9 protein-coding genes are annotated in these 11881 nt (G+C 74.5%); 4 read left to right on the top strand and 5 right to left on the bottom strand.

The features are described from left to right. The first annotated feature begins 520 nt into the window (after positions 1 to 520). Both ACFWW8_RS16065 and ACFWW8_RS16070 read left to right on the top strand, forming a co-directional pair. Positions 521 to 829 (top strand): DUF2087 domain-containing protein, encoded by a 309-nt coding sequence (locus ACFWW8_RS16065; protein ID WP_386528912.1) that lies wholly within the window; start codon positions 521 to 523, stop codon positions 827 to 829. Positions 830 to 1267: 438 nt separating this feature from the next. Beyond that, positions 1268 to 3163: a PAS domain S-box protein gene (locus tag ACFWW8_RS16070; protein WP_386528915.1), complete on the top strand. Its 1896-nt coding sequence runs from the start codon at positions 1268 to 1270 to the stop codon at positions 3161 to 3163. Between the two features lie 83 nt (positions 3164 to 3246). On the opposite strand, the gene ACFWW8_RS16075 is transcribed toward ACFWW8_RS16070, so the two are convergent. The 5 genes from ACFWW8_RS16075 to ACFWW8_RS16095 form a co-directional block, all read right to left on the bottom strand. Further along, positions 3247 to 4677 (bottom strand): dihydrolipoyl dehydrogenase family protein, encoded by a 1431-nt coding sequence (locus ACFWW8_RS16075; RefSeq protein ID WP_386528917.1) that lies wholly within the window; start codon positions 4675 to 4677, stop codon positions 3247 to 3249. Positions 4678 to 4718: 41 nt separating this feature from the next. Next, on the bottom strand, positions 4719 to 5135 hold the full coding sequence (locus tag ACFWW8_RS16080; RefSeq protein WP_386528919.1) for a thioredoxin family protein: 417 nt from the start codon (positions 5133 to 5135) through the stop codon (positions 4719 to 4721). Positions 5136 to 5237: 102 nt separating this feature from the next. Further along, a complete protein-coding gene (locus tag ACFWW8_RS16085; protein ID WP_386528921.1) occupies positions 5238 to 6677 on the bottom strand; it encodes an aldehyde dehydrogenase family protein in 1440 nt (479 codons plus the stop codon). A gap of 243 nt (positions 6678 to 6920) precedes the next feature. Then, a complete protein-coding gene (locus ACFWW8_RS16090; RefSeq protein WP_386528923.1) occupies positions 6921 to 8120 on the bottom strand; it encodes a thiolase family protein in 1200 nt (399 codons plus the stop codon). 283 nt (positions 8121 to 8403) lie between these two features. After that, on the bottom strand, positions 8404 to 9453 hold the full coding sequence (locus ACFWW8_RS16095; RefSeq protein ID WP_386528926.1) for a LacI family DNA-binding transcriptional regulator: 1050 nt from the start codon (positions 9451 to 9453) through the stop codon (positions 8404 to 8406). A gap of 519 nt (positions 9454 to 9972) precedes the next feature. Between ACFWW8_RS16095 and ACFWW8_RS16100 the strand changes: the two genes are divergently transcribed. Further along, positions 9973 to 11334 (top strand): amidase, encoded by a 1362-nt coding sequence (locus tag ACFWW8_RS16100; RefSeq protein ID WP_386529011.1) that lies wholly within the window; start codon positions 9973 to 9975, stop codon positions 11332 to 11334. 79 nt (positions 11335 to 11413) lie between these two features. Continuing rightward, positions 11414 to 11878 carry a type II toxin-antitoxin system PemK/MazF family toxin gene (locus tag ACFWW8_RS16105; RefSeq protein ID WP_386528928.1) on the top strand — a complete coding sequence of 155 codons (465 nt, stop codon included), beginning with the start codon at positions 11414 to 11416 and terminating at the stop codon, positions 11876 to 11878. The last annotated feature ends 3 nt before the right edge of the window (positions 11879 to 11881 follow it).

Below are 11881 nucleotides of genomic sequence, written 5' to 3' on the forward strand. Positions count from 1 at the left end.
CGCCCGCAGCGTCTGCCGCAGATCAACGGCCGAACCGTCCGGTCTACGCGGGTAGTTTCATGTGGAAACTAAAGCCAAAACGGACTTCCGTGACGAATAAATCAAAAGGAACTCACGGCCCCGCCGCGCGCCCGGTGGCGAATACGAGCCACCGTCCGGTCTCATTTTCGGCGGCGTGAATTGAGCGCCCCTTCGCTCGTCTGAGAACGCCGTGTTTCTTATCGGAACCGTAGGTTCCGAGTTCAGAGATCTCCGGCTTTGCCCGCGCGGCGCGCCACCGTCCCGGGCGACGCTCACGCGCGCCCCCGGGCCCGTTTCGGGATCCCGGGACCCAGCCGCGACGCAGGTGCGCGGCCGACGGACGACCCGCACAGCGGGCGCGTCGGGCGATGTCGGGATCTTCCCGGGCCCCCGTCCGGGACCGGACCGGGCCCGCCCCTGCACCGTCGGGGATGCGTCGCCCGTCCCCGCCGGGAAAAGCCGTTGCCCCGGGATCCCGCGCCGGGAGAGGGTCGCCACCATGGCACAGAGCACCGAACACCCCCCGCACGCCTCCCGCACGCCGCGCGAGGTCCGCGACCTCTTCTCCGCCGACGGCCGTCTCATCGCGATTCCCCGCAAGGTCGCGCGCCGCGAACAGGTACTGACCCACCTCACGCAGACCCTCTTCACAGCGGGACGGGAGTACACGGAGCCGGAGGTGAACGACGCGCTGCGCACCGTGCACGAGGACTACGCGGCACTCCGCCGCTACCTGATCACCGCGGGCCTGCTCACCCGGGCCCGCGACGGCAGCAGCTACCGCCGGACCGAGACGGCCCGCCGGTGAACGTGATCGCGCGATGTCATGTCCCCGGTCGGGCACGAAGTGGTCGCGGGTGAAGCTCGCCGCCGGTCACCGAGCCGGCGAGGGACGCAGGGCAGCGTACAAGGAGGCAACGGGGCACGGCCTTCCCGCGGAGCGCACCTGTCGCTCGAAGCACCGTCGAGGCGACCTCGGCGCCGGCTGAGCGCTCCCGACGCCCCGGGGGCGCCTGGCTCACCCCTCCTCCGCGCTGCCGTGCACACACACGGCCCACCTGAGTGATCACCACATCCGTTGCACGGAAACCACGTTGCCGCATCTCGACGCGACCCCCCGGGCGCGACCCTCGCGCCTGTTCACACCCGGTCAATTGGGCGCGGTTTCCGGTCAATCCGCGGATCGGGGAGCGGGGACGTGGTCGGATGTTCGCTTCGGTGGTATTCGGCGAGTGCGAGGCGCGACATGACGACCACGACCGAGGAGCCCTTCCGCGCCCTCCTGGAGGCCGCACCGGACGCGATGGTGATCGTGGACGACGCCGGCACGATCCGGCTGGTGAACGCGCAGACGGAAGCCCTGTTCGGCTACTCCCGGCAGGAACTCCTGGGCCGGCCCATCGACATCCTCGTCCCCGAGCGCTTCCGGGGACACCACCCGCGGCACCGGACCGGGTACGCGGCCAGCCGCCAAGTGCGCCCCATGGGCGCCGGACTGGAGCTGTACGGGCTCTGCCGCGACGGGCGGGAGTTCCCGGTCGAGATCAGCCTCAGCCCCCTGGAGACCCCCGACGGCCTGCTGATCTCGGCGGCCGTGCGCGACGTCAGCGAACGCCGGGCGGCGGAGGAACTGTTCCGCGCGCTCCTGGAGGCCGCTCCCGACGCGATGGTGATCGTCGACGACCGGGGCACGATCCGGCTCGTCAACGCCCAGACGGAGGCGCTCTTCGGCCACACCCGGGCCGACCTCCTGGGGCGGCCCGTCGAGGTGCTCGTACCGGAGCGGTTCCGGGGGCACCACTCCGCCTTCCGGCAGGGCTACTTCGTCAACCGCCAGGTCAGACCCATGGGCGCCGCGCTGGAACTGCACGGCCTGTGCCGCGACGGGCGGGAGTTCCCGGTCGAGATCAGCCTCAGCCCCCTGGAAACCCCCGACGGCACGCTGGTGTCCGCGGCCATCCGTGACGTCAGCGACCGCAAGGCCGCGGAGGAGAAGCTCGCCGAACTGTACGAACAGCAGCGGCACGTGGCCCTCACCCTGCAGCGCAGCCTCATGGGCTCGCCGCCCGAGGTCCCGGGCATGGCCACGGCCAGCCGGTATTTCCCGGCCCGCCAGGGCGCGGGGGTGGGCGGCGACTGGTTCGACCTGATCCCGCTGGGCGGCGGCCGCGTCGGCGTCATGATCGGCGACGTGATGGGACGCGGCCTGGAAGCCGCCGCCGTCATGGGACAGCTCCGTTCCGCGTCGCACGCCCTGGCCAAGACCGGGATGCCGCCCTGGCAGCTGATGCGCGCCCTCGACGCCGTGGTCAGTGAACTCCCGGACCAGTTCGTCACCTGCTGCTACCTGGTGGTCGACGCGGACGCCGCCGAGCTGACCGTGTGCTCGGCCGGACACCTGCCGGTCCTCATGGCCACCCCGGACGGGCACGTGAGCCGACTCCCGGTGGACGTCAGTGTGCCGCTCGGGGTCGGCGAGGTACCGCACGGCGAGAGCCGCCACACCGTGGAACCCGGCTCGGTGCTCGCCCTCTACACGGACGGGCTGGTCGAAACGCCGGGCAGCGACATCGAGGAGCAACTCGACGTCCTCTCGTCGGCGTTCGACAAGACGTTCGGCGAGGCGCTCGCCAACGCCGGAGGTCTCGGGATGATGGCCGACGCCCTCCTCGGCGAGATGCTGCCGGACGCGGACGAGAACACCGACGACGTCACCCTGCTGCTCGTGCGCGTCCCCGACGCGCCGGTGACCTCGCAGACCATGGTGCTGGCTCCGCTGCCGAGCAGCGTCGGCGAGGGGCGGCGGTTCTTGCGCTCCACCCTCGCCGCGTGGGGCACCGGGGACGAACAGCTGTGCGAAACGGCGTGCCTGCTCGCGTCCGAGCTCCTCTCCAACGCGGTGAGCCACAGCTGCGGACCGGTCCGGCTGCGGCTGCGCCAGGCGGGCCGGGAACTCAGCGTCGAGGTGTGCGACGGCAGCCCCGTCCTCCCCCAGGCGCGGTTCGCATCCCCGGACGCCGAATCCGGCCGGGGCCTGCTCCTCGTCGACTCCCTCGCCGAGTCCTGGGGCACGCTGCCGACGGCCGAGGGCAAAGCCGTCTGGTTCTCCCTGCCCCTGCCCGCCCCGCGCCGGACCCTGTGACGGGGCGGCGCGGGGGCGGGTCAGGAGCGTGTCGGGGGGGCGTGCACGGGGCCGGACCGTGCACGGGCAGCGGCCCGCCCGGCTCAGCCCCGGTACGTCTCCAGCAGGCGCAGCCAGACCTCGCTGATCGTGGGGAAGGCCGGAACCGCGTGCCACAGTCGCTCGATCGGAACCTCCGCCGCGACCGCGATCGTCGCCGCGTGCAGCAGTTCGGCCGCTCCCGGACCGACGAAGGTGGCGCCCAGGAGGACCTCGCGGTCCAGGTCGACGATCATCCGGGCCCGGCCACGGTAGCCGTCCGCGTACAACCCCGCGCCGGAGACCTTCGACAGGTCGTAGTCGACGGCCCGCACCCGGAGGCCCGCCCGCTCCGCGTCGGCCAGGGACAGGCCCACGGCCGCGGCCTCCGGGTCGGTGAAGACCACCTGCGGGAGTGCCTGCGTGTCGGCGGTCGCCACGTGCGCGCCCCAGCGGCCGGTGTCCGGCGCGGCGTCGCCCGCAGCGCGGGCCGCGATGGCGGCGCCCGCGATCCTGGCCTGGTACTTGCCCTGGTGGGTCAGCAGCGCGCGGTGGTTGACGTCCCCGACGGCGTACAGCCAGTCGTGGCCCGGGACCCGGCAGCCGTCGTCGACCCCGATCCACCCCCCGGCGGGCAGGCCCACCGTGTCCAGGCCGATGTCCTCGGTCCGCGGCGCGCGGCCGGTCGCCACCAGCAGCTCGTCGCCCTCGAGCCTCTCGCCGCCGGTCAGGACCACGGTGACGGGCCCAGTCGAGCCGTCCCGTACGACCGACTCGACGGACACGCCCGTACGGACCTCCGCACCCGCCTCGCGCAGCGCGTCGGCGACCAGCTCACCGGCGAAGGGCTCCATCCGCGGCAGCAGCCCCGACCCGCGCACCAGCACGGTCACCCGGGATCCGAGCGCCTGCCACGCGGTGGCCATCTCGGCTGCGACCACCGACCCGCCCACGATCAGCAGCCGGCCGGGCACCTCCCGCGCGGAGGTCGCCTCGCGGGAGGTCCAGGGACGCGCCCCGGCCATCCCGGGCAGGTCGGGGACCAGCGCCCGGGTGCCGGTGGCGACCACCACCGCGTGCTTGGCGGACAGTACGTGGTGCTCGCCCTCCGGGCTGGTGACGGCGACCTTGCGGACCCCGTAGAGCCGGCCGTGGCCGCGGTACACGTGCGCCCCGATGGAATCGAGCCAGCCGATCTGGCCCTCGTCCCTCCAGTCGCCCGTCCAGTAGTCGCGGTGCGCGAACACCGCCGCCTCGTCCAGCGGTCCCTGCACGGCCCCCGCCAGCCCCGGCACCCGGCGGGCGTCCGCCCGGGCCAGCGCCGGGCGCAGCAGCGCCTTGCTCGGGACGCACGCCCAGTACGAGCACTCCCCGCCGACCAGCTCGCCCTCCACCACCGCCGTGCTCAGCCCGGCCGCGCGGGTCCGGTCGGCGACATTCTCGCCGGCCGGACCCCCACCGAGGACCACGACGTCGTACTCCACCGCTTCAGTCATACGGATCAGTGTCACCGCTGGTCGGGCAGCACGCCACGCACTCAGGCCTCCGGCGTGCCGGACCCCTGGGCGTCCGCGGCGCCCGTGCCGCGGGCGGCCTGCTGCTCCTCGGCGATCTTGGCCCGTACCTCGTCCATGTCGAGCGCGCGGGCCTGCCCGATGATGTCCGTGAGGGCCGCCTCCGGCAGGGCGCCGGGTTGCGCGAAGATCGCCACCTGGTCGCGGACGATCATCAGCGTCGGAATGGACGTGATGTCGAACGCGGCGGCCAGTTCCTGCTGCGCCTCGGTGTCGACCTTGGCGAAGACCAGGTCGGGGTGGGCCTCGGAGGCCTTCTCGTAGACCGGGGCGAACGCCAGGCACGGCCGGCACCAGCCCGCCCAGAAGTCGATCAGCAGGAACGGGTTCTCGCTGACCGTCTGGTCGAAGTTTTCCTTGGTGAGCTCGACTGTAGCCACGGTGTCCAAACCTCCTGATGAGAGCCGTCTGCCTGCTTGAACGAACGACCGGCCCGCATCATTCCGCCCACGGCGGAGCGTGAGACGACACCCCCGGGCCGTCTAGAACGGGTGGCCCGCCGGGCTCGTGCGGGCCGTGGTCCAGCGCAGTTCCGTGAAGGCGTCCAGGTTCGCCTCGCCGCCGAAGCGGGCGCCTGTTCCCGACGCGCCGACCCCGCCGAAGGGCGCCACGGCCTCGTCGTTCACCGTCTGGTCGTTGACGTGCGCGATGCCGGTCGGGATCCGTCCGGCCAGCTCCAGTCCGCGTCCCGCGTCGCGGGTCACGATCCCGAGGGAGAGGCCGTACGGACCGGCCGAGGCCAGCTCCACCGCCTCCTCCTCCGTCGCGAAGGACCGCACGGGTGCGACGGGGCCGAAGACCTCCTCGGTGTACGCGGGAGTGTCGTCCCCGACGCCCGCCAGCACGGTGGGCCGGTAGAAGAGCCCCCGATGCGTGCCGCCCGCGACGAGCTTGGCCCCCTGGGCGGTGCTCGCCTCCACCAGGGCGTGTACGCGTTCCACCTGGCGCCCGTCGATCAGCGGCCCGAGGTGCACCTGCTCGCGGTACGGGTCGCCCACCGCCAGGGCTTCGGCCCGCGCGGCGAGCCGCTCGACGTACTCGTCGTACAGCGAGGCGTGGACGAGGTGGCGGCCGGCCGTCATGCAGATCTGGCCCTGGTGGAAGAAGGAGCCCCAGGAGGCCTGCGCCACGGCCGCCTCGACGTCGGCGTCGCGCAGGACGACGAGGGCGGAGTTGCCGCCCAACTCCAGGTGGGCGCGTTTGAGGTGACGCCCCGCCAGCTCGCCGACCGTACGCCCGGCCGCGGTGGACCCGGTGAACGACACCACCCGCACCCGGGGGTCGGCGACCACCGCGGCGCCGGTCTCGGCGCCTCCGGGCAGGACGTGCAGCAGCCCGCCCGGCAGGCCCGCGGCGGCGAAGACCGCGGCGAGGGCCAGGCCGCCCGACACGGCCGTGCGGCGGTCCGGCTTGAGCAGGACGGCGTTGCCGAGCGCCAGCGCCGGCGCGACCGAGCGGATCGACAGGATCAGCGGAGCGTTGAACGGCGCCACGACCCCGACCACCCCGGCCGGCACCCGGCGGGTGAAGGAAAGCCGTGGCGCCTCGCTCGGCAGCACCTGCCCGGTCGGGCGCGAGGCCAGGGCGGCGGCCTCGTAGCACTCCTGGGCGGCGACGTGCAGTTCGAAGGCCGCCTTGCCGGGTATCGACCCCGATTCCCGTACCAGCCACTCCCCCAGCTCGTCGGCGTGGGCGGCGAACAGGTCCCCGGCGCGGCGCAGCACGGCGGCCCGCTCCAGGTGGGTGGTGCGGGACCAGTCCCGCTGTGCGGCCCCGGCCCGTACGGCGGCCTCGGACACGTCGGCCGGGGCGGCGAGCTCGAAGGTGGCGAGGGTGCGGCCCGTGGCGGGTTCCACGACGGGGGCGGCGCCGCCGGTGAGGGTGGGTCCGTCCTGCCAGAGCGTCGGATCGAGGAGCGGCATGGCGCGGGGCCTCCGGTGGGGATGGTCGGGGCGGGGGGCGGCAGCACGCGCCATCGTGCCAGACCCGGGGCCCCACTTCTGTTCAGTTATTGGGCAGTTGACCCGGGCACGTGACCGGAAACGATCGAGACCCGCGCCCTCGGTACGGGTTCGGGGCCCTCGGTGCCGACGCCGGATCGGGGCCCCGATCATGCGTCGCCCCGGGGCCCTGGGCCGGCGGTCGCCCCGTGTTCCCGGAGCGGCTCAGCGCTCCAGGACCAGGGCGATCCCCTGGCCGACGCCGATGCACAGGGCCGCCATGCCCGTACCCGACCCGGCCGCCGCCAGCTGGTGGGCGACCGAGCCGGCCAGCCGGGCCCCCGAGGCGCCGAGCGGGTGACCGATCGCGATGGCCCCGCCGCGCGGGTTGAGGACGGCGGGGTCCAGCTCGGGCCACTCGGCGAGACAGCCCAGCGCCTGCGCGGCGAAGGCCTCGTTCAGTTCCAGGACGGCGAGGTCCGCCAGACCTCGGCCCGCCTTGTCCAGGGCCCGCCGGACGGCTTCCACCGGTCCGAGCCCGAACAGTTGGGGCTCGATCCCGGTGACGGCGGACGCACTGATCCGCGCGAGCGGCTCGCGCCCGGTGGCCGCGAGGCCCGCCTCGTCGGTCAGCAGCAGGGCGGCCGCGCCGTCGTTGAGCGGGGAGGCGTTGGCGGCGGTGACCGTGCCGGAGCCGTCCGTCCGGAAGGCGGGCTTGAGCCGGGCCAGCGCTTCCGGCGTGGAACCCTCGCGTACGCACTCGTCGCGCGCCAGGTCCACGCCCGCGTACGGGACGACCTCAGCGTCGTACTGGCCGCCGGCCCAGGCCGCGGCCGCCTTGCGGTGGCTCTCCAGGGCGAAGGCGTCCTGCGCCTCGCGGGTGATGCCGTACTTCTCGGCGATGAGCTCGGCGCCCTCGCCGAGCGAACCGGTCCACTCGGCGGGCATGCGCGGGTTCGTCATCCGCCAGCCGAGGGTGGTGGACCACATCTGCTGGTGACCGGCGGGGAAGGCCCGCTCGGGCTTCTGGACCACCCAGGGAGCGCGGCTCATCGACTCGACGCCGCCGGCGATGGCGACGGAGGCATCGCCGACGGCGATCGCGCGGGCGGCCTGGATGACGGCTTCGAGACCGGATCCGCAGAGCCTGTTGACGGTGACGCCGGGGACGGTCACGGGCAGTCCTGCGAGCAGCACCGCCATCCTGGCGACGTCGCGGTTGTCCTCGCCCGCGCCGTTGGCGTCACCGAAGACCACGTCGTCGATGCGGGCCGGGTCGAGGTCGGGCGTACGGTCCACCAGGGCGCGGACCACGTGTGCGGCGAGGTCGTCCGGCCGGACTCCGGCGAGGGCCCCGCCGAACTTGCCGATCGGGGTGCGGACGGCGTCGACCACGTAGACGTCGCGGACGGTGCGGCTGCTCATGGGGTCTCTCCTGGGCGGATCCGTACGGACAGGCGGGTGGAGCGGGGCCGGAGCCGGGTGGCGGGGCGCAGGGTGCCTGCGTGGGTACCGGAGCGCACGGCCGGGCACGCCCGGTGGGGCGCGCCCGCAGTCTCCGTCCGCACGTCACCGCCTGTCAACGGCCCCTCGGGCGGACGCGGGGGCCCGGCGGGGCGGCCGGACGTACGGGTGCGCCCGCGGCTCGGACGGGCGGGCGGGCGCGCGGGAGCCGAGGGGGCGGGCGGGAGGCGAAGGGGCGTGCGGATCAGGTCGACTCTCGCCGGACGGCCTTGGCCGCCATCAGGTCGTGCCGCTGCGTGACCTCCGACGGCTCGCGCACCGCGCGGTCCACGAGCGACGCGAGGTGGTCGCCGGTCGGCATCTCGATCTGGACCGTGCTCAGCCGGGGCCGCAGCAGCCTGCCGATGAGCAGGTCGTCGGCCCCGATGACGGCCACGTCCTCGGGGATGCGCAGCCCCTCGTCCTGGAAGGCCCGCATCAGCAGCATCGCGTACTCGTCGTTGTAGGCGAACGCCGCGTCCCTGCCGAGCCCGCGCCAGCGGGCCGCGAGGGCCGCCGCGGATTCCTCCGAGTACGACATCGGGAAGGTCTCGACGTCCGCGCCGGTCACGGACCGCGCACCCTCCGACCGGGGCCCGGAGAACAGCTCCAGCCCCTCCTCTTCGGGCACGATGACGCCGATCCGGCGCCGACCGCGCTCCACGAGGTGGGCGGCGGCCCTGGCCCCGACCTCGCGCTGGTCCATGACGAGCGCGTGCGCACCCGGCACGCCGGCCGGGCCCATCGTTATCACCGCACGGGCCCCGGCGCGCTTCAGGGTGGCGACGTTGTGCGCGGAGAGCGTGATCTCGCCGAGGGAGATCACCGCCACCGGACGCAGTTCCGCCCACGCGCGCGCGGCCTCGTCGCCGGTGAGGCCGAGGCTCCCGTACTGGACCACGGTGTAGTCGAGGCGGCGCAGGGCCCACTGGAGCTCGTTCAGGAAGGTGCTGTACAGCGGGCCGACCGGTACGTGCGAGGTCGGCAGCAGGACGAGCCGCGTGTGCCCCGCGCGCAGGCTGCGGGCGGCCGCGTGCGGGACGTAGCCGAGCTCCTCGGCGGCCCTGCGGACCTTGACGCGGGTGGGCTCGCTGATGCGGACGGCCTCCGCGTTGTTCAGCACGTACGAGACGGTGGCGCGCGAGACGCCGGCGAGGCGGGCGACGTCGGCGCTGGTCGGGACGGGAGGCGGCGGCGTGGGAGCAGGCCCGGCGGCCGGCGCCGGCTGCTTCGGCGACTTCGGTGACTGAGACATTGCCGTGGCATCCTTCCAGACCGGTCGCACCGGTCGCACCGGGGGTCCGGCGGATGGCCTGAAAGGCATGCTACCCAGCGATGACACGCGTCGTCGGCGTGCGGCGCCCGCCCGTTCCGCACACCTCGGGGGCCGCGACACCCGCCGCCCGCGCCCTGCGCGGCCCCCGCCGCGCAGTCAACTCCGGCCCGGTACAGGGGCGTCGCCCCCGCCGCCACCGACGGGCAGGGGCAGCGTGCAACCGTCCTCAAGAGCCGCGGCTTCGACGTCCGTGCGGTCGCCGGCGCCGGACACGCCACCCACCGGGACGACTTCACAGGCTTCACGGCCTCCCCGGAGCGGTGGATCTGGCCTCCACCGCCCGCTCCCCGTTACCGTCTTCCTACCGATCGGTAATGGGGAGTGGTCACGGTGCCGGATTCACCTTCGTCTTCGTCTTCGCCCGTGCTCGCACCCGCCGCGGCCGGCTCCGGTCCGCCCGGCCTTCCGAGTACTCCCGCCTGCGCGGGCCTGGTGGAGATGGTGACGGCGCTCACCGACGGCAGCGTCTCCGCACGCCGGCTGGCCGAGGAGGCCCTGCACCGGATCGCGGCGGCGCAACCCCGGTTCAACGCCTTCCGGACCGTGCGCGCCGAGGCCGCGCTCGCCGAGGCGGACGCCGCGGACCGGCGGCTGGCCGCGGGCGAGCGGCTGCCCCTGCTCGGCGTTCCGCTCGCCGTCAAGGACGACATGGACCTGGCCGGGGAGCCGACCGCCTTCGGCTGCGCGGGCGCCTTCGCCCCGAAGGCCGCGGACAGCGAGGCCGTGCGCAGGCTCCGCGCGGCCGGCGCCGTGATCGTCGGAAAGACCCAGACGCCGGAACTGGGCCAATGGCCCTTCACCGAAAGCGCCGCCTTCGGCCAGACCCGCAATCCGTGGAACACCGACCACACCCCCGGCGGCTCCTCGGGCGGTTCGGCGGCCGCCGTCGCCGCGGGGCTGGTCCCGGCGGCGCTCGGCTCCGACGGAGCGGGCTCGGTACGGATCCCCGCGGCCTGGACCCACCTCATCGGCGTGAAGCCGCAGCGCGGGCGGATCTCCACCTGGCCGGAGCCCGAGTCCTTCAACGGGCTCACGGTCAACGGCGTGCTGGCCCGCACGGTCGCCGACGCGGCGCTGCTGCTGGACGCCGCGGCCGGCCAGCACGCCGAGGACCTGCACCGTCCCGCCGGGATATCCGCCGTCGAGGCGGCCGCGCGGACGCCGCGGCGGCTGCGGATCGCCCTCTCCTTCAGGATGCCGTTCACGGCGACGCCCAAGTCCCTGGACCCCGAGGTTCGTTCGGCGGTGGAGCGGCTGGCCGGGCGGCTGGAGTCGCTGGGACACGAGGTGGTGCCGGAGGACCCCCGGTACGGCCCGATCGGCCTGACCTTCGTGCCCCGGGCGACCGCGGGCGTACGGGACTGGGCGGCGCGGGTGCCGGACCGCGCACTGCTGGACCGGCGTACGCACGAGGCCGTCCGCACGGGCAGGATCCTGGGCGGCCTGCCCCTGCGGCTCTCCCGCCGGTCGGAGGCGGGGCTGCGCTGGCGGGTCGGTGAGATATTCGGCCGCTACGACGTGGTCCTGACCCCGACGACGGCCACACCGCCGCTGCGGGTGGGCGCGCTGGCGGGCCTGGGGGCGATGGCGACGGACCGGGCGATGATCGCCGCCTGTCCGTACGCCTGGACGTGGAACGTCCTGGGCTGGCCGGGGGTGAACGTCCCGGCGGGCTTCACCGGCACCGGCCTGCCCCTCGGCGCCCAACTCCTGGGCCCGGCACACTCGGAGCCGCTGCTCCTGTCCCTGGCCGCCCAAGCGGAGGCCGCCTCCGCCTGGGCACCCGCCCGCCCGTCCTGAACCCGCGGTACGGAGCCGGCGGCGCGGCCGGGCCCGACCGCCGAGCGGCTGGCCGGCGAACGCGAGTACCCTCCGCGCCATGACGGCACCTTCGCATCACGGCGGCAGCCACCTCGACCATCCCGGCCGCGACGGACACACCGCGACGGCCGAGGCCGATCCGCGCGCCATCGGCCCCGTGCGCACCGCGTACGCGCCCGACCCCGACGGGGATCCCGACCCGGGCGAGATCGTGTGGACCTGGGTCCCGTACGAGGAGAACGACGGCCGCGGCAAGGACCGCCCGGTGCTGATCGTGGCCCGGGAGCCGGGCGGGCGCACCCTGCTCGCCGTCCAGCTGTCCAGCAAGCGGCACGACCACGACCGGGAGTGGGTGCCGATCGGCACGGGCCCCTGGGACAACGCCGGGCGGGAATCCTGGGTGGCCGTGGACCGCGTGCTGCGCGTGCACGAGTCCGGGATGCGGCGCGAGGCGTGCGCCCTGGAGCGGGCTCGGTTCCGGCTCGTCGTCGACCGGCTGCGCGAGCGCTACGGCTGGCAGTAACGC

The organism is Streptomyces sp. NPDC058701 (assembly GCF_042715295.1).
Classification (GTDB): Bacteria; Actinomycetota; Actinomycetes; order Streptomycetales; family Streptomycetaceae; genus Streptomyces.

Bases quoted from the DNA above. Each gene is read 5' to 3' on its own strand.
- ACFWW8_RS16065 (WP_386528912.1), top strand. From the start codon at position 521: ATGGCACAGAGCACCGAACACCCCCCGCACGCCTCCCGCACGCCGCGC.
- ACFWW8_RS16070 (WP_386528915.1), top strand. From the start codon at position 1,268: ATGACGACCACGACCGAGGAGCCCTTCCGCGCCCTCCTGGAGGCCGCA.
- ACFWW8_RS16075 (WP_386528917.1), bottom strand. From the start codon at position 4,677: ATGACTGAAGCGGTGGAGTACGACGTCGTGGTCCTCGGTGGGGGTCCG.
- ACFWW8_RS16085 (WP_386528921.1), bottom strand. From the start codon at position 6,677: ATGCCGCTCCTCGATCCGACGCTCTGGCAGGACGGACCCACCCTCACC.
- ACFWW8_RS16090 (WP_386528923.1), bottom strand. From the start codon at position 8,120: ATGAGCAGCCGCACCGTCCGCGACGTCTACGTGGTCGACGCCGTCCGC.
- ACFWW8_RS16095 (WP_386528926.1), bottom strand. From the start codon at position 9,453: ATGTCTCAGTCACCGAAGTCGCCGAAGCAGCCGGCGCCGGCCGCCGGG.
- ACFWW8_RS16100 (WP_386529011.1), top strand. From the start codon at position 9,973: ATGGTGACGGCGCTCACCGACGGCAGCGTCTCCGCACGCCGGCTGGCC.
- ACFWW8_RS16105 (WP_386528928.1), top strand. From the start codon at position 11,414: ATGACGGCACCTTCGCATCACGGCGGCAGCCACCTCGACCATCCCGGC.